14 protein-coding genes are annotated in these 17,173 nt (G+C 71.5%); 10 read left to right on the top strand and 4 right to left on the bottom strand.

The genetic code is table 11. From position 1 onward, the window contains the following. Nucleotides 1-242: 242 nt before the first annotated feature. Together ACFU3E_RS05430 and ACFU3E_RS05425 are read left to right on the top strand one after the other, a co-directional pair. Nucleotides 243-449: a hypothetical protein gene (locus ACFU3E_RS05430; RefSeq protein WP_384152423.1), complete on the top strand. Its 207-nt coding sequence runs from the start codon at nt 243-245 to the stop codon at nt 447-449. A 90-nt stretch (nt 450-539) separates the two neighbouring features. Then, nucleotides 540-1,079, top strand: coding sequence for a bacterial proteasome activator family protein (locus ACFU3E_RS05425; RefSeq protein ID WP_384152420.1), 540 nt, complete (start codon nt 540-542; stop codon nt 1,077-1,079). 70 nt (nt 1,080-1,149) lie between these two features. Here ACFU3E_RS05425 and ACFU3E_RS05420 read toward each other — a convergent pair whose 3' ends face one another. Continuing rightward, a complete protein-coding gene (locus tag ACFU3E_RS05420) occupies nt 1,150-2,787 on the bottom strand; it encodes a protein kinase (protein ID WP_384152417.1) in 1,638 nt (545 codons plus the stop codon). Nucleotides 2,788-3,134: 347 nt separating this feature from the next. Here ACFU3E_RS05420 and ACFU3E_RS05415 point away from each other — a divergent pair, with 347 nt between their 5' ends. The 6 genes from ACFU3E_RS05415 to ACFU3E_RS05390 all read left to right on the top strand — a co-directional run bounded on the left by ACFU3E_RS05415 (nt 3,135) and on the right by ACFU3E_RS05390 (nt 12,121). Continuing rightward, nucleotides 3,135-4,730, top strand: a complete 1,596-nt coding sequence (locus tag ACFU3E_RS05415) for a protein kinase (RefSeq protein WP_384152414.1) — start codon at nt 3,135-3,137, stop codon at nt 4,728-4,730. Nucleotides 4,731-5,156: 426 nt separating this feature from the next. Continuing rightward, nucleotides 5,157-6,356 carry a pyruvate dehydrogenase (acetyl-transferring) E1 component subunit alpha gene (pdhA, locus tag ACFU3E_RS05410; protein WP_384152411.1) on the top strand — a complete coding sequence of 400 codons (1,200 nt, stop codon included), beginning with the start codon at nt 5,157-5,159 and terminating at the stop codon, nt 6,354-6,356. A gap of 1 nt (nt 6,357) precedes the next feature. After that, the gene (locus ACFU3E_RS05405; RefSeq protein WP_384152408.1) at nt 6,358-7,335 is read left to right on the top strand and encodes an alpha-ketoacid dehydrogenase subunit beta; all 978 of its coding nucleotides are present in this window, start codon (nt 6,358-6,360) and stop codon (nt 7,333-7,335) included. 10 nt (nt 7,336-7,345) lie between these two features. Next, nucleotides 7,346-8,770, top strand: coding sequence for a dihydrolipoamide acetyltransferase family protein (locus ACFU3E_RS05400; RefSeq protein ID WP_384152405.1), 1,425 nt, complete (start codon nt 7,346-7,348; stop codon nt 8,768-8,770). Between the two features lie 252 nt (nt 8,771-9,022). Next, nucleotides 9,023-11,257 carry a glycoside hydrolase domain-containing protein gene (locus tag ACFU3E_RS05395; protein WP_384152902.1) on the top strand — a complete coding sequence of 745 codons (2,235 nt, stop codon included), beginning with the start codon at nt 9,023-9,025 and terminating at the stop codon, nt 11,255-11,257. 48 nt (nt 11,258-11,305) lie between these two features. Further along, nucleotides 11,306-12,121, top strand: coding sequence for a twin-arginine translocation signal domain-containing protein (locus ACFU3E_RS05390; RefSeq protein ID WP_384152402.1), 816 nt, complete (start codon nt 11,306-11,308; stop codon nt 12,119-12,121). A gap of 57 nt (nt 12,122-12,178) precedes the next feature. Here ACFU3E_RS05390 and ACFU3E_RS05385 read toward each other — a convergent pair whose 3' ends face one another. Beyond that, complete coding sequence (locus ACFU3E_RS05385; protein ID WP_384152399.1) at nt 12,179-13,078, bottom strand: D-alanyl-D-alanine carboxypeptidase family protein; 900 nt, start codon at nt 13,076-13,078, stop codon at nt 12,179-12,181. A 208-nt stretch (nt 13,079-13,286) separates the two neighbouring features. On the opposite strand from ACFU3E_RS05385, the gene ACFU3E_RS05380 reads away from it, so the two are divergent. Then, entirely contained in the window at nt 13,287-13,937 is a 651-nt protein-coding gene (locus ACFU3E_RS05380) for a GntR family transcriptional regulator (protein ID WP_384152396.1), read from the top strand. Further along, nucleotides 13,934-15,229 (top strand): nitrate/nitrite transporter, encoded by a 1,296-nt coding sequence (locus ACFU3E_RS05375; protein WP_384152393.1) that lies wholly within the window; start codon nt 13,934-13,936, stop codon nt 15,227-15,229. The genes ACFU3E_RS05380 and ACFU3E_RS05375 overlap by 4 nt, the downstream gene beginning before the upstream one ends. A gap of 105 nt (nt 15,230-15,334) precedes the next feature. Here the strand turns inward: ACFU3E_RS05375 and ACFU3E_RS05370 are convergent, their stop codons facing one another. Both ACFU3E_RS05370 and ACFU3E_RS05365 read right to left on the bottom strand, forming a co-directional pair. After that, complete coding sequence (locus ACFU3E_RS05370; protein ID WP_384152390.1) at nt 15,335-16,075, bottom strand: SAM-dependent methyltransferase; 741 nt, start codon at nt 16,073-16,075, stop codon at nt 15,335-15,337. A 150-nt stretch (nt 16,076-16,225) separates the two neighbouring features. Further along, a complete protein-coding gene (locus ACFU3E_RS05365; RefSeq protein ID WP_384152387.1) occupies nt 16,226-17,050 on the bottom strand; it encodes a maleylpyruvate isomerase family mycothiol-dependent enzyme in 825 nt (274 codons plus the stop codon). Between the last annotated feature and the right edge of the window lie 123 nt (nt 17,051-17,173).

The raw sequence follows: 17,173 nt of genomic DNA, 5'->3' as shown, positions 1-17,173 counted from the left end.
GCTGCCGGCACTCCTGGCGGCCGGCCCTCGCTGCGGCTCCCGCCCGCGCACCGACTTCGAGGCCCGCACTTCGAGGCCCGCACCGGCGGCACCTGGCCGCTGAACATCGGGCAGGTCCGGCACGACGTGGGCCGCCTGGAACGGGACGGACCGGTCGCCCGGGACGAGCCGGCGATCAAGCTGGTCAGTGCTCTCGGGCGGACGCCGTCGGACGGGAGGTCGTCGAGGCCCGGCGGCGGTACGTGGCGCGGACGCCGCACGACCACGTGCGGCAGCGTGCCGAGGCCCTGGTCCGCGCGCCGCAGCACCCCGGGGAGCTGGCCCGGCTGCTCGTCCTGGAACAGCGCGCCTTCCAGGCCGAGGCCGAGGTCCGCCGGCTGGACCACTGCGAGGCCCGCCTGGCCGTTTCATCCGCGAGGAGGAAACACCCCCGCGGGAGCAACCCGTAGGCTGACCGACTCGTCTCCTCCAGCACGGTGGATCAGCCTCACGTGGGGGCACCACGGAGGTGAGGTGCAGGCGTGCGAGAGAATGGCGACATGGAGATGCCGAGGAACGAAAGGTCGCCGGAGAACCCTCAGATCCTGGTCGTGGGCCAGGACGGCATGGCGCTCGGCGGCGGTGGCGGAGACGAGGACTCCCGCGAGACCCCGGTCACGGAACAGGTGGAGCAGCCCGCGAAGGTCATGCGGATCGGCAGCATGATCAAGCAGCTGCTGGAGGAAGTGCGCGCGGCTCCCCTGGACGAGGCCAGCCGGGTCCGGCTGAAGGACATCCACGCCAGCTCGGTGAAGGAGCTGGAGGACGGTCTGGCGCCCGAGCTGGTCGAGGAGCTGGAGCGGCTCTCGCTGCCCTTCACGGACGAGGTGACCCCCAGCGACTCGGAGCTGCGCATCGCGCAGGCCCAGCTGGTCGGCTGGCTGGAGGGGCTCTTCCACGGGATCCAGACGACGCTGTTCGCCCAGCAGATGGCGGCCCGTGCCCAGCTGGAGCAGATGCGCCGCGCGCTCCCGCCGGGTGTCGGGGACGGCCTCGACGAGCAGCATCCGGGCGGCCGGTCCGGCGGCCCCTACCTGTAGACGGCCGCGATCCGCACACCAAAGGGCCCGGCAGCCGAAGCTGCCGGGCCCTTCCGCGTCAGCGGACCCGTCAGGAGGGCGGGTTGCCCGTCGAGACGCTGAGCTCGATCTCGGGCATGTCCTCCGGGTCGACGTCGGTGTCGGCGGACGGGAACTGGTTCATGACCGTGCCGTCCCCGTAGGTGTTCTCGTCCACCTTCTTCTCGTTCACTTCCCAGCCGGCCGCCTGGAGACAGGCCTTGACCGACTTGATGTTCTTGAACTTGAAGTCAGGGATCTGGATCTTGTCGGGGTCGTTGTACGACTCCCGCGGCTCCGTGCACTCCTCGGTGTCGATCGTCTTCGTGGTATCCGGCCCGCGGTAGCCGGGCTCCTTCTCCGCCGAGGCCGACGCGCTCGCGCCGCCGCCCTTGTCGTCCTCGCTGCCGCCGTTCAGCAGCAGTGCCGTGACGAGGCCGCCGACCGCGACGACGGACACGATGACCGAGCCGATGATCACCGGCTTGTTGTTCCTGCCGCCGCCGGAGGAGGCCACCGCGGTCTGAGGCGTCAGGTTGTACGGCGGCGGCGTCGACGGGCCGGGCTGCGGGGAGTAGGCCGCCGGGGACGGCGTCTGGTAGCCGCCCTGCTGCGGATAGCCGTACGCCGGGGACGGCCCCGTCGGGGCGGGCGTGCCGTACGGGTTCGGCGGCGGGGTCGGCTGGTACGGCGTCTGGACCTGGCCCGGGGGCGCCGGGGTGGCCTGGTCGACGGGCGGGAACACGGCCGAGCCGACGCCCGCGCCGCTCGGGGCCTGCGTGCCCGGGACGATGCTCGGCGGCGCGGCGTTGAAGGACGCCGCCACGCGCAGGCACTCGTCGCGCATGGCCTCGGCGCTGGGGAAGCGCTCGTTCGGGTTCTTCTTCAGCGCGCGGGCGATCAGCGCGTCCACGGCCGGGGGCAGGGCGCGGTTGACCGAGGACGGAACCGGCGGCTCCTCCTGCACGTGCGCGTACGCGATGGCCAGCGGCGAGTCCGCTTCGAACGGCAGCCGCCCGGTCACCAGCTGGAACAGCATGATGCCGACGGAGTACAGGTCGGAGCGGGCGTCCACACCGCGTCCGAGGGCCTGTTCCGGCGAGAGGTACTGCGGGGTGCCGACGACCATGCCGGTCTGCGTCATCGACGTCACACCGGACTGCATGGCGCGGGCGATGCCGAAGTCCATGACCTTGACCACGGCGCGCTTGGTCATCATCACGTTGCCCGGCTTGATGTCGCGGTGGACCAGGCCCATCTCGTGGCTGATCTCCAGAGCGGCCAGCACGTCCGCGGTGATCTTCAGCGCCTTGTCGGCGGGCATCGCGCCCTGCTGCCGCACGTCCTCGTCGAGGACCGAGCCGAGCGGGCGGCCCTCGACGTACTCCATGACGATGTACGGCGTCGTCATGCCGTCGAGGGTGTCCTCGCCGGTGTCGAAGACCGACACGATGTTGGTGTGCGTGAGCTTGGCCACGGACTGGGCCTCGCGGCGGAACCGCTCGCGGAAGGCCTGTTCCCGTCCGAGATCGGTGTGAAGTGTCTTGATGGCGACCTGCCGGTCGAGCACGCTGTCGTACGCGAGGTGCACCGAGGCCATACCGCCCTGGCCGAGGAGGTCGCGCAGCTGATAGCGGCCACTGGCGAGCGCCCGCCCCGTGTACTGGCCCTGTGCGCCGTCCTGGCTCATGTTCCCTGTCCCCCGTAGCCCCTGCTGGCGCCGCCGACTGCCAATGATCCGTCGTTGATCCAAACCGCCATTCCCGGCCAAGTCTGCCCCAGGGCAGTGACACGTCAAGCTCGGTGCCCGTTCCGTGACCGTACGCGAAAGAAGCGTCGCGGAAGCGTTACAGGGGGTGTGCGGCAGGGACACGGAATTTGCACGACGGTACGGAGTGAAGGTTTCATGGCCGGTCTGTCTCGTGCCGGTCCCGGCACCCCTTCTCGGACCGGAGGCTTGCGCGGAGGCTGTAGCGTGGCCGACGGAGACCGTAACAACACCGCGCGCACCGCGGGCAGAAACGACGGCGAGGACTGATGGCACAGCAGCAGCGCGCTCAGGGCCCGTCCGACCCCGAGGCGACTGGCGGCGGCATGTCGGACGCGCCGGAGCTCTGGGGTAACGGCGGGTTGGTCGGGGACGGCCGGTACCGGCTGACCCGCAGACTCGGCCGGGGCGGCATGGCCGAGGTGTTCGCAGCCGAGGACGTCCGCCTCGGACGCACCGTCGCCGTCAAGCTGCTCCGCTCCGACCTCGCCGAAGACCCGGTGTCCAAGGCGCGCTTCACGCGCGAGGCCCAGTCGGTGGCCGGTCTCAACCACCACTCGATCGTCGCCGTGTACGACTCCGGCGAGGACGTCGTCGGCGGCCAGTCCGTGCCGTACATCGTCATGGAGATCGTCGAGGGCCGCACCATCCGCGACCTGCTGCTGAACGCGGAGGCACCCGGGCCCGAGCAGGCGCTGATCATCGTCTCGGGCGTCCTGGAGGCGCTCGCCTACTCGCACCAGCACGGCATCGTGCACCGCGACATCAAGCCCGCCAACGTCATCATCACGCACAACGGTGCCGTGAAGGTGATGGACTTCGGCATCGCCCGCGCCCTGCACGGCGCGTCCACCACGATGACGCAGACCGGCATGGTCATGGGCACCCCGCAGTACCTCTCCCCCGAGCAGGCGCTCGGCAAGGCCGTCGACCACCGCTCCGACCTGTACGCGACGGGCTGCCTGCTCTACGAACTCCTCTCGCTGCGCCCGCCGTTCACCGGCGAGACCCCGCTCTCCGTGGTCTACCAGCACGTCCAGGACATCCCCACCCCGCCGTCCGAGGTCTCCGACGCCTGCCCGCCGGAGCTGGACGGCCTGGCCATGCGCGCCCTCGCCAAGGAGCCCGACGACCGCTTCCAGACGGCCGAGGAGATGCGCGGGCTGGTCCAGTACGCGCTCCAGATGCTCTACGACCAGGGCGGCCACACCGGCACCTGGAACACCGGCCCCGTCGACATGCACGAGGGCCGGCACACCCCGTCGGGCGGCTTCGCCGGCACGGCCGTGATGGGCCACCCCGGGGACGCCTCCGGCACCACCCAGATCCCCGCGCCGATCCTGCCCGGGGGTGGCTACGGCGGCGGAGACGACGGCGGCTTCGAGGGCCACGGCAACAAGGGCAGCGGCCGCGGCAAGCTGTGGATCCTCGCCGTGCTCGCGGTGATCGCCGTCGCCGCGGGCGTCGCACTGGCCCTGCAGAACACCGGCGGCGACAAGGACGGCCCCGGCACGAAGCAGTCGCCGACCACCTCGCAGACGACCGAGAAGAAGACGCCCAGCGAGACCCCGAGCGACGAGCCGACCGACGAGCCGACCGACACGTCCACGGACGACGGGACCGGCACGGGCAACGGCAACGGCAACTGGACACCGTCGTACACGCCGTCCTACACGCCGTCGCAGAGCGCCCCCGAGTCGCCCACCGGGCAGCCGTCGGACCAGCCGACGACCGCGGAGCCGACCGGCGAGCCGACCGGCGAGCCGCCCACGGACCCGGAGACGCCGCCGGACGACACGGGCGGCACCGACGCGGGTGGCGCGACCGGCGTCGTCGGCGGCTCGGGCGGCGAAGGCGGCAACTGACAGGTAAAGAAAACGCATGATCCACGCGCGCGTGGGGTCCGGAAACGGGGCCCACGCGCGCGTGCCGTTTGGGCGCGCCGACAAGAGGACTCTTCCCGTGACCTGGGTCACCGGGTTAACGTGCGGTTGCTCCGGCCTCCTGCAAGGCTGTGACCAGGGCCCCTTCCACGCCCTCCCGATTTACTTGGATATCCAAGCAAAATCGCAGGTCAGGAGGGGTTTCACAGAAATGTGGCGCACTGGGTAACGTGCTTGTTGCAGGGCGCTCGCCGGGGCACCTGTCACGCCTGTTCCCGGCCGAGTGGCACCCACCCCGTGCCCCGGTGGTCGAGTTCAGGTGAGCCGCTCCCCCACGCTCTAAGCGAGCGAGGGGGGACCCCCAGGCCCACCGGCAACCCCGGGAGCCGGACCGACGGAGGAGCACACGTGACCGTGGAGAGCACTGCCGCGCGCACACCGCGACGCAGCGCCGGAAGCAAGGCCGGCACCACCGGCACCACCGGCACCAAGCGCACCCGCACGACCGCAAAGAAGGACGCCGGCGCCGAGCCTCAGCTCGTGCAGCTGCTGACGCCCGAGGGCAAGCGCGTCAAGAACGCCGAGTACGACAAGTACGTCGCCGGCATCACCCCGGAAGAGCTCCGCGGCCTCTACCGCGACATGGTGCTCACCCGCCGCTTCGACGCCGAGGCCACCTCCCTGCAGCGCCAGGGAGAGCTGGGCCTGTGGGCGTCGCTGCTGGGCCAGGAGGCCGCCCAGATCGGGTCCGGCCGGGCCACCCGGGAGGACGACTACGTCTTCCCGACCTACCGCGAGCACGGCGTGGCCTGGTGCCGCGGCGTCGACCCGGCCAACCTGCTCGGGATGTTCCGCGGCGTGAACAACGGCGGCTGGGACCCGAACAGCAACAACTTCCAGCTGTACACCATCGTCATCGGCTCCCAGACGCTGCACGCCACCGGTTACGCGATGGGCGTCGCCAAGGACGGCGCCGACAGCGCGGTGATCGCGTACTTCGGGGACGGCGCCTCCAGCCAGGGCGACGTGGCCGAGTCGTTCACCTTCTCCGCGGTCTACAACGCCCCGGTCGTGTTCTTCTGCCAGAACAACCAGTGGGCCATCTCCGAGCCCACCGAGAAGCAGTCCCGCGTGCCGATCTACCAGCGCGCCCAGGGCTTCGGCTTCCCCGGCGTCCGGGTGGACGGCAACGACGTGCTCGGCGTCCTCGCGGTCACCCGGTGGGCCCTGGAGCGGGCCCGCGGCGGCGAGGGCCCGACCCTCGTCGAGGCGTTCACCTACCGCATGGGCGCGCACACCACCTCCGACGACCCGACCCGCTACCGGGGCGACGAGGAGCGCCAGGCCTGGGAGGCCAAGGACCCGATCCTGCGCCTTCGCCGGTATCTGGAGGCCTCAAACCACGCGGACGAGGGATTCTTCGAGGAACTGGAGGCCGAGTCCGAGGCGTTGGGCAAACGAGTGCGCGAGGCGGTCCGTGCCATGCCGGACCCGGACCACTTCGCGATCTTCGAGAACGCCTACGCGGACGGACACGCGCTCGTCGACGAGGAGCGCGCCCAGTTCGCCGCCTACCAGGCGTCGTTCGCCGACGAGGGGGGTAACTGAGATGGCCGACAAGATGGCACTGGCCAAGGCGATCAACGAGTCGCTGCGCCGCGCCCTGGAGTCCGACCCCAAGGTCCTGATCATGGGCGAGGACGTCGGCAAGCTCGGCGGCGTCTTCCGGGTGACGGACGGCCTGCAGAAGGACTTCGGCGAGAGCCGCGTCATCGACACACCCCTCGCCGAGTCGGGCATCGTCGGCACGGCGATCGGCCTGGCCCTGCGCGGCTACCGCCCGGTGGTGGAGATCCAGTTCGACGGCTTCGTCTTCCCGGCGTACGACCAGATCGTCACGCAGCTCGCGAAGATGCACGCCCGCTCGCTGGGCAAGGTCAAGCTCCCGGTCGTCGTGCGCATCCCGTACGGCGGTGGCATCGGCGCGGTGGAGCACCACTCCGAGTCGCCCGAGGCGCTCTTCGCGCACGTGGCGGGCCTGAAGATCGTCAGCCCGTCGAACGCGTCGGACGCGTACTGGATGATGCAGCAGGCCATCCAGAGCGACGACCCGGTGATCTTCTTCGAGCCCAAGCGCCGCTACTGGGACAAGGCCGAGGTCGACACGGAGGCGATCCCGGGCCCGCTGCACAAGGCCCAGGTGGTCCGTGAGGGCACCGACCTCACCCTGGCCGCCTACGGCCCGATGGTGAAGCTCTGCCAGGAGGTCGCGGACGCGGCCGCCGAGGAGGGCAAGAACCTGGAGGTGGTGGACCTGCGCTCGGTCTCCCCCCTCGACTTCGACTCGATCCAGGCATCGGTGGAGAAGACGCGCCGCCTGGTCGTCGTCCACGAGGCCCCGGTGTTCTTCGGGTCCGGCGCGGAGATCGCCGCGCGGATCACGGAGCGCTGCTTCTACCACCTGGAGGCCCCGGTGCTCCGGGTCGGCGGCTACCACGCCCCGTACCCGCCGGCCCGCCTGGAGGAGGAGTACCTGCCGAACCTGGACCGGGTCCTGGATGCCGTCGACCGCTCGCTGGCGTACTGAGGAGAGGGTCGTGACGACGATGACGGAAGCGTCCGTGCGCGAGTTCAAGATGCCCGACGTGGGCGAGGGGCTCACCGAGGCCGAGATCCTCAAGTGGTACGTCCAGCCCGGTGACACGGTCACCGACGGCCAGGTGGTGTGCGAGGTCGAGACGGCGAAGGCGGCCGTGGAGCTGCCCATCCCGTACGACGGCGTGGTCCGGGACCTGCACTTCCCCGAAGGCACCACGGTCGACGTGGGCACGGCGATCATCTCGGTGGACGTGGGCGGCGGCAGCGCCGCGCCCGCGCCCGCCGCCGAGCAGCCCGCGGCGGCCGAGCCCGCCGGGGAGCCGAAGGCGGCGGGTTCGGGACGCCAGCCGGTCCTGGTGGGTTACGGGGTGGCCACCTCGTCCACCCGCCGCCGCCCCCGCAAGGGCCCGGAGGTTTCGGTCCAGCAGGCCTCGCCGGCGATCCAGGCGGAGCTGAACGGCCACACGCCGGTGGCCCCGGCCGCGACGGCCCCGGTGGCTCCGCCCGCTCCGGCCGGTACGGAACGCCCGCTGGCCAAGCCCCCTGTCCGCAAGCTGGCCAAGGACCTGGGTGTCGACCTGACGACGGTCGTCCCGACCGGTCCGGACGGCATCATCACCCGCGAGGACGTGCACGCGGCGGTCGCCGCCGTCCCGGCGGCCCCCGAGCCGTCGGCCGTGTCCGCCCCGGCCGCGGCCCAGGCTCCGGCGTCGTACGACACCGCGCGCGAGACCCGCATCCCGGTCAAGGGTGTCCGCAAGGCGACGGCGGCGGCGATGGTCGGCTCGGCGTTCACCGCGCCGCATGTCACGGAGTTCGTGACGGTCGACGTGACGCGCACGATGAAGCTGGTCGAGGAGCTGAAGGCGGACAAGGAGTTCGCGGGCCTGCGCGTGAACCCCCTGCTGCTGATCGCGAAGGCGCTGCTCGTCGCGATCCGGCGCCACCCGGACGTCAACGCGTCCTGGGACGAGGCCGCCCAGGAGATCGTGGTCAAGCACTACGTGAACCTGGGCATCGCGGCCGCGACGCCGCGTGGCCTGATCGTGCCGAACATCAAGGACGCCCACGCCAAGACCCTGCCGCAGCTGGCCGAGTCGCTGGGCGAGCTGGTGGCGACGGCCAGGGACGGCAAGACGTCCCCGGCGGCGATGCAGGGGGGCACGGTGACGATCACCAACGTCGGCGTCTTCGGCGTGGACACGGGCACGCCGATCCTCAACCAGGGCGAGTCCGCGATCCTGGCGGTCGGTGCGATCAAGCCCCAGCCATGGGTCCACAAGGGCAAGGTGAAGCCCCGTCAGGTCACCACCCTGGCGCTGTCGTTCGACCACCGCCTGGTCGACGGCGAGCTGGGCTCGAAGGTCCTCGCCGATGTGGCGGCCATCCTGGAGCAGCCGAAACGCCTGATCACCTGGGCGTGATCCCACTGCGGCGGCCCCCTGCCCCTCCGGGCGGGGGGCCGTCGGCGTCCGGCGTCCGCCCCGGATGAACCGGCGGTGCGCCGAGGGTCACAAGAGACTCCTCGAATCCGCCCAACTACCGCACAGTAGGCGGTTTATCCGGACATACGATCAACCTCACCACGAGACCGACCACTCGCCCGGCGTCCCGGGGGAGCCCGGTTGCGGGCTGCGACGGGCGCGGTCACTCCCTCGAAAGTGAGTGAACCCCCCATGCGCGACGCGATGGTGCTCAAAGCCCAGAGATTCGTGAACTCCGTCTACGGCAGCCGTATCGGCACGACCGTGCAGGAGAGCGGCGAGGCCGACTGGGCGACCATGTACGCCCTGACCCGTGCCCTGCAGTACGAGCTGGGCATCACAGCGCTCTCCGACAACTTCGGCCCCACCACGCTCAGCACCCTGACCGCCAAGTACCCCGAGCTCAACGCGGACACCGTCCCCTCGCCCGACTTCTGCCGCATCATCCAGGCCGGCCTCGCCTGCAAGGGCTACGACGGCGGCGACCTCGACGGCACGTACGGCCCACGGGTGCGGGCGGCCGTCACCCGGCTCAAGACCGACATGGGCGTCGAACAGGCTCTCCCGGGGGCCGGCTTGACGCCCAAGGTGGTCAAGGCGCTGCTGACGATGGACTCGTACGTCCCCGGCGCCTCGGGCACCGGGCAGGTCAGGGCCGTCCAGCAGTGGCTCAACGGCCGCTACCTGAACCGGCAGGACTTCTACGTCATCGCCTGCGACGGGCTCGTGTCCAGGGGCACCCTCAAGGCACTGCTCCTCGGCGTGCAGTACGAGCTGGGCATGGCGGACGGCACCGCCAACGGCAACTTCGGGCCCGGTACCCAGTCGGGCCTGAAGTCGCACCCCGTGGCCCAGGGCGACCAGGGCGTCTTCGTCCAGCTGTTCTCCGCCGGGATGGTCGTCAACCGGCGGCCCGCGGCCCTCACCGACACCTTCGACTCCTCCCTGGCCGCCGCCGTCCGGGCCTTCCAGACCTTCGCGGCGCTCCCGGCCACGGGCGAGGGCGACTTCGCCACCTTCGCCTCCCTGCTGGCGTCCTTCGGCGACCAGTCCCGCCCCGCCAAGGCCTGCGACACCATCGCGAGGATCACCCCGGCCCGTGCTGCCTCGCTCAAGGCGGCCGGGATCACGTACGTCGGCCGCTACCTCACCAACCCGAGCGCCACCTCCCTGCCGGAGAAGGCCATCCAGCCGGGCGAGCTCGCCACCATCGCCCAGCAGGGCCTGCGCTGCTTCCCGATCTACCAGACCGTCAACAACGACGCCTCGGACTTCGACTACGTCGCCGGGCGGACCGCCGGCTACGCGGCGGTCAACGCAGCTCTCGACCACGGCTTCCGGCGGGGGAGCCGGATCTTCTTCGCCGTCGACTTCGACGCGATCGACGCCGAGATCACCGCGAACGTCCTGCCCCACTTCAAGGGCATCAAGGAGGCGATGGCGGACTCCGGCCACCCGTACGAGATCGGCGTCTACGGCTCCCGCAGCGTGTGCGCGCAGGTCGGTGCGGCCGGCTACTCGACCGCGAGCTTCGTCGCCGGCATGTCCTCGGGCTTCGAGGGCAACGCCGGGCACCCGCTGCCGCGGGACTGGGCCTACGACCAGTTCGTCATCCGCACCCTCGGCTCCGGCGACGGGCAGCTCGAGATCGATGCCGACATCGCCTCGGGGCGGGACACCGGGCAGGGCTCGTTCGACCGGCCGCGGCCCGCCGTCCCGGACGTCGCCTTCGACGCGCGCCAGGTGCCGGCGCTGCGGGCCGACCTCTCGCGCTACATGCGGTCGATCGGCCGTCCGGACACGGGCGGCATCGGCGGCGACGCGCGGCTCTACACCAACGCGCAGGCCGTCGCGGCGATCCAGGAGCAGGACGGGCTGATCACCGAGCTGTCGACGACGTACACGATGCGCAAGGCGCTGATCCAGACGGCCGTCTACTGGGCCATGCGCGACTACGGCCTGGCCGCCCAGTCCACCGACCAGCAGGTCGCCGACCACCACCTCACGGGCTCCGGCTCCGTCAGGGACTCGCACACCGGCATCGGCGAGATCAGCGCGGGCGACGCCATCCAGGCCTGGAACCACTGCATCGGCTGGGGCTTCACCACCGGCGACCGCCGCGACCCGGCCGAGGACACCGACCTGTGGACCGTGTGGCAGCGGCTGAACAAGGACAACGCGTTCAGTGTGCGCACCGCGGCCCTGATCCACCTGTGGGGCACCCGGGGCAGGCCCGGCGGCCGGCTGCCCCCCGGCGACCGCGTCACCACCCCGCGGTCGATGCGCCTCGACCTCGTCGAGTTCGAGATCACCGAACTCCTGCGCCGCTACCGGGCCTGGGACCCCGACGTGGAGTCCCAGACGCACCAGAGCCTGGCCGTCTACCAGATCTTCGAGAAGTACAACAGCGTCCTCCGCAACGCCTGAGCGCCTGTGCGCAGACAACTTCAGCAAGAACTTCAGGAAGAGACTCCGTTGAAGCTCAGCCTTCCCCGTATCCCCCGCAGATCGCCGGCGCCCGGTGCCGTCCACCGCCGCGGCCTGTCCCGCCGTGCCCTGCTCGGCCGTGTCGCCGCGGTCGGCGGCGCCGTGGGCGTTGCGGCCCTGCCCTTGCCCCACTTCCTGTCCCAGGCGTACGCCGACGCGAACAACCCCATCCCGGGCCGTGTGCGGGACGCCCTGCGCAGCGCGCAGGACCGGAGCCGGCGCGTGCTGGCGGGCTCGCGCTCCCGCAACGGCTGGGAGATGGAGACCGTCGCCGACGACGGGGGCACCGTCTACACCCGCCCCGTCCCCGGCACCCCGCTCAAGGGCGTCGCCGTGCGCATGGGCGATGTGGAGACCGTCCTCGTCCACCTCGTGCGCCGGTTCCACTACGAGGTCGACCCGCTGCGCCGGGGCGATGTCGTCGGCTGGCACGACCCCGCCGGGCTCGCCAGGAGCAGGCCCGAGTCCAACCTGGCGTCCGGCACGGCCGTGCGGATCCGGCCCGGCTCCTACCCGCGCGGCGCCCGGGGCGGCTTCTTCCCGCAGCAGGAGGTCGTGATCCGCGACATTCTCGCCGAGCTCGACGGCGTGGTCCGCTGGGGCGGCGACGACCGTACGCCCGACGAGTCGCTGTTCTGCGTCGACGTACGGCCGGGCGACCAGCGGCTGGCACAGGTCGCGGCGCGGATCCGCGGCTGGCGGCTGGAGCCGGGGGCCGGTGCCGGCTCCCCGGTGAACGTGCTGGCGGGCGGCCGGCGCAAGGCGGCCCGGGCGCTGGAGCGCCGTCAGCGCACCTCCACATGACAACCCCATGACGAAGGGGGCTCTGCCGCGGTGTGCGGCAGAGCCCCCTCGGTCGTGCTACTTGGTGAAGCCGTAGTTGAGCAGCTTCGTCGCGTCCGACTTGCGGGTGGTGGCGTTGGTCGAGGCCAGCACCGTGCCGATGACCGTCTTGCCGCTGCGGGTGGCGGCGAAGACCAGGCAGTACTTCGCCTCCGGGCCGGAACCGGTCTTCACGCCGATCGCGCCGGAGTAGCTGCCGAGCAGCGGGTTGGTGTTCTGCCACGGCGCCATCGTCCGCGTGCCGCCGGACTTGGTGGTCGTCTTCGCCGTGTACTTCTTCGTCTTGACGACCGTGCGGAACGTGGAGTTCTTCATCGCGGCGCCGGCGAGCTTCGTCAGGTCGCGCGGTGTGGAGTAGTTGGAGCCCTTGCCGATGCCGTCGAACGAGTCGAAGTGGGTGTTCTTCAGACCCAGGTTCTTGGCGGTGGTGTTCATCTTGCCGATGAACGACTTCACGCGTTTCGCCCGCGTCGAGCCCGAGCCGAACTTGTCGGCGAGGGCGTACGCCGCGTCGCAGCCGGACGGCAGCATCAGCCCGTACAGCAGCTGGCGGACGGTGACCTTGTCGCCGACGATCAGCTTGGCGTTGGAGGCCCAGTTGTTGGCGACGATGTAGTCGCTGTACGCCTTCTGGACCGTGACCTTGCTGTTCAGGTTGAGGTTCGACTGCTTCAGCACCACCAGAGCGGTCATGATCTTGGTGGTCGAGCCGGTCGAACGGCGCGTGTCGGCAGCCTTGGTGTAGAGCGACTTGCCGGTCGCGCTGTTCATCACGTAGCCGCCCTTGGCGGCGATCGTGGGCGCCGAGGCGGCCTGCGCCGGCGCGACGGTGAGGGCGCCGGTCGCGAGCATGGCGCCGGTGGTGACGGCGACGGCCGCGGCTCTGCGGGGACGGGTGCCCTGAATGCCGGTTATCAAGTGAAGTACCCCGATTGTGTCGAGTGCCCCAAGGGTGCGGCCGAGTTGAGGACGAGGGGAATGAGGCCGCACGTGTCTGACTCGTAACTAGCACACGTGGTGCTGCCGTTGCCGAGGCGGGCCCTCGCTTTGCCACAGATGTGTGACATTCGAGTCCGCATACTGGACGTATCCGTTCATGCGTACCTGTTGTATCTATGCTGTCGGCATGACCCTGGCCGTGAAGCAACCGCCCGCCGCCGACCGCGTCTACGCCCATGTCAAGCAGGGCGTCCTGGAACGCCGCTACGAGGGCGGGACCCTCCTCACCGAGGGCGAGCTCGCCGAAGCCGTGGGCGTCTCCCGCACGCCGGTCCGCGAGGCGCTGCTCCGGCTGGAGGCAGAAGGGCTGATCCGGCTCTACCCGAAGAAGGGCGCCCTCGTCCTGCCCGTCTCCGCACAGGAGATCGCCGACGTCGTCGAGACGCGGCTGCTCGTCGAGGAGCACGCGGCGCGCAAGGCCGTGCCCGCGCCGGCCGGGCTCATCGAGCGCCTGGAGGAGCTGCTGGCCCGGCAGAAGAAGCAGGCCGCCGCCGGGGACCTCGCCGGGGCCGCCGTCACCGACCGCTGCTTCCACGCCGAGATCGTCCGCAGCGGCGGCAACGAGATCCTCTCCCGCCTCTACGACCAGTTGCGCGACCGCCAGCTGCGCATGGGCGTCGCCGTCATGCACTCCCACCCCGACCGCATCGCCAAGACCCTCGCCGAGCACGAGGAGATCCTCGACGCGCTGCGCTCCGGCGACGCGGACGCGGCCGTCGGCGTCGTCCACCGGCACGTCGGCTGGTTCTCACACCTGGCCCGGGGGGAAGTCCGTTGAGCGCCACCGCGACACCGGGCGACCCGCCGGGCGGCCGCAGAGCCCTGGCCGTCTGGGGCACGGGTGTCTCGGTCTACTTCGTCGCGGTCATCTTCCGCACGTCACTGGGCGTGGCCGGCCTCGACGCCGCCGACCGCTTCCATGTGAACGCCTCCGCCCTCTCGACCTTCTCCATCCTCCAGCTGCTGGTCTACGCGGGCATGCAGATCCCCGTCGGCCTGCTGGTCGACCGGCTCGGCACCAAGAAGGTGCTGGCGCTCGGCGCGGTGCTGTTCACGGCCGGGCAGCTGGGCTTCGCCTTCTCCCCCTCGTACGGCACGGCGCTCGCCTCCCGGGCGCTGCTCGGCTGCGGTGACGCGCTGACGTTCATCAGCGTGCTGCGTCTCGGCAGCCGCTGGTTCCCGGCCCGGCGCGGGCCGCTGGTCGCCCAGTTCGCGGGACTGGTCGGCATGGCGGGCAACCTGGTCTCCACGCTCGTCCTCGCCCGGCTGCTGCACGGCATCGGCTGGACGGCGGCGTTCGCGGGCAGCGCGCTCGCCGGGGCCGTGGTGCTCGCCCTGGTGCTGCTGTTCCTCAAGGACCACCCCGAGGGCCACGAGCCGGAGCCCCTCCCGCACCAGGGCGCGGCCTACGTACGGCGGCAGATCGCCGCCTCCTGGCGGGAGCCCGGGACGCGGCTCGGCCTGTGGGTGCACTTCACCACCCAGTTCCCGGCGATGGTGTTCCTGCTGCTGTGGGGCCTGCCGTTCCTCGTCGAGGCGCAGGGGCTGTCCCGGGCGGTGGCCGGTGAACTGCTCACCCTCGTCGTCCTGTCGAACATGGTGGTGGGCCTGGTCTACGGTCAGATCGTCGCCCGGCACCACGGGGCGCGGCTCCCTCTCGCGCTCGGGACGGTCGGCACGACGGCCGCCCTGTGGGCGGCGACGCTCGCCTACCCGGGCGCGCACGCCCCGATGTGGCTGCTGATCGTGCTGTGCACGGTGCTCGGGGCGTGCGGACCGGCGTCGATGATCGGCTTCGACTTCGCCCGCCCGGCCAACCCGCCCGAACGGCAGGGCACCGCCTCGGGCATCACCAACATGGGTGGCTTCGTGGCCTCCATGACCACCCTGTTCGCGATCGGTGTGCTCCTGGACGCGACCGGCGGCGACTACTCCCTGGCCTTCTCGGTGGTGTTCGTGCTCCAGGCGGCCGGGGTCTCCCAGATCCTGCGGCTGCGCAGGCAGGCGGCTCGGCGGGAGCGGGAGCGGCTGGTGGCCAGCCGGGTGGAGACGGTGCACGTGCCGGTGTAGGGCCTGCCGTTCGGATCAGGCCGCGGGGAATCGGCGGTGCTTCTCGACGCCGATGCGCGTGCCGGGCCCCGCGTCCGCGACCTGATCCGAACGACAGGCCCTGGGTCACCGGGCCGCCACCGGTACGAGGGTGAGGTAGGCCAGGCCGAGGACGCCGCGGTAGGTGAGCCACCGGGCGCGGTGCCGGTCGGCGCGCTCGCGCGTCTCCGGCGCCGAGGGGTGGTCGGGGTGCCCGGCGAGCCACACCTCGGTGTCCGCGAGGTACCCCGACTCGAACTGCTCCCACTCGTCGAGGCTCGCGGTCTCCGTCCACTCCACCCTGAACCCCGCGTCGACGGCCAGGCCGACGAGTGCCGCGAGGTCGGGGTGGTCCGTGGCGGCGGCGTCCGGCCACATGCGGGACAGTTCGTCCGGGGTGGGCGTGCGCTGCCAGAAGCCCTCGCCGAGCAGGACGCGGCCGCGGTCGGTGACCAGGCGGCGGAGCTCCCCCAGGGCCTCGGGGAGCCGGCCGCCGAGGGCCTGGCTCGCTCCCACGCACAGGACGAGGTCGGCCGGGCCGTGGGTGGTTCCGGTGGCGGACTCCTCCAGGAAAGCGGCCCGGGACGCCAGTCCGCGGTCCTCGGCGGCCTTCCGCCCTCGCGCCAGGTCGTCGGTGTCCAGGTCGATTCCGGTGCCGGTCGCCTCCGGCGTGGTGGCCAGGATGCGGAGCATCAGTTCGCCCGAGCCGCAGCCGATGTCCAGGACCGTGGTGGGGTGGTGGCGGGTGAGGCGCTGTACGAGGGCGTCCGCCCGGGCTTCGGACAACGGGCCGTGGAAGGTCAGGCGGGTGCGGTGGGGTGGGGTCATGCCCACGGACGCTACGGGCGGGAGCGGGGCCGGGGCACGGGTTTTCCGGTGCTCGGTGCGGGGGCCGGTGCCGGGTGGGTGCGCAGCGGTGTGGCGGGGTGCTGCCGCGCCCACCCGGTGCGGGAATGCCCGCAGCCGGGTCGGCCGTCCCTACTGCGTCACCGTGAAGCTGCCCAGGATCGCCGCCGTCAGTTCCGGGTCGCCCTCCGTCTTCAGCCGGTCCGACACCGCCTCCGGGGTCACGCGGCCGCAGGCCAGGCGGACGTACGTCTCCCAGTCGAGGGTGAAGGTGGCGGCGGGGCCGAGGGCCGGGGCCGTTTCCAGGGTGCCGCGGCCCTGGATGTCGACGCGGATCGTGCGCAGGAACTCGACGGGCCCGTGCACGTCGAAGACGATCGCCGAGCTGCGCGGCGCCTGCGCGTCCTCGGCCACCACGCGCGGGAGTTCGCCGAGCAGCACGTCACGGGCGACCAGCGCGCCGGGGGAGTCGAGGCTGCCGGGCCGGCCGAGGGCCGTGCGCAGGTCCTGCTCGTGCACCCACACGTCGAACGCGTGCCGCCGCATCGACTCCTCGAGGGTGAGCTCGCTGCCGAGCGGCCCCCGCACCTTCGTGCCCGGGTCACGCGACTCGTTCCGCAGCTGCCGGTTGCGGCGGATGATCACGTACTCGAGCTCGGAGGTCATCTCGGGGGCCGTGTGGTGGCGGCGCACGTCGACCTGCATCTCCATGTAGCGCTGGTGCTCGTTGGTGACGTGGAAGAGGTCGCGCGGAAGGCTGTGGATGGGCCGCGGGTCGCCGAGCATCTCGCAGTCCAGACCGATCACATGGGAGACCACGTCCCGCACCGACCACCCCGGGCACGGCGTCCGCCGGTTCCATTCGGCCTCCGTGAGCGGCTGGAGCAGCTCGGATATCGCTTCGATGGAGTGGGTCCAGGCGTCGGCGTAGGGCTGGAGGGTGGGATGCAGACTCACGGAACGGGACCCCTCGGCGGTTCGGTCACGGGCAGGTGGTGGCGGCGTTGCCAGTGGGAGGTGGCGGCTGTCGGCGGGCGTCTTGCGAGCTAAGTTACGCTGCTGTGAGGCACCCCGGCAGTG

Origin of the sequence: Streptomyces sp. NPDC057424 (assembly GCF_042803315.1) — a bacterium.
GTDB lineage: Bacteria > Actinomycetota > Actinomycetes > Streptomycetales > Streptomycetaceae > Streptomyces.
This window is presented reverse-complemented; position numbering and strand designations above follow the sequence as displayed.

Coding starts and splice junctions, on each gene's coding strand:
- ACFU3E_RS05425 (WP_384152420.1), top strand. CDS start 540: ATGGAGATGCCGAGGAACGAAAGGTCGCCGGAGAACCCTCAGATCCTG.
- ACFU3E_RS05420 (WP_384152417.1), bottom strand. CDS start 2,787: ATGAGCCAGGACGGCGCACAGGGCCAGTACACGGGGCGGGCGCTCGCC.
- ACFU3E_RS05415 (WP_384152414.1), top strand. CDS start 3,135: ATGGCACAGCAGCAGCGCGCTCAGGGCCCGTCCGACCCCGAGGCGACT.
- ACFU3E_RS05405 (WP_384152408.1), top strand. CDS start 6,358: ATGGCCGACAAGATGGCACTGGCCAAGGCGATCAACGAGTCGCTGCGC.
- ACFU3E_RS05395 (WP_384152902.1), top strand. CDS start 9,023: ATGCGCGACGCGATGGTGCTCAAAGCCCAGAGATTCGTGAACTCCGTC.
- ACFU3E_RS05380 (WP_384152396.1), top strand. CDS start 13,287: ATGACCCTGGCCGTGAAGCAACCGCCCGCCGCCGACCGCGTCTACGCC.
- ACFU3E_RS05370 (WP_384152390.1), bottom strand. CDS start 16,075: ATGACCCCACCCCACCGCACCCGCCTGACCTTCCACGGCCCGTTGTCC.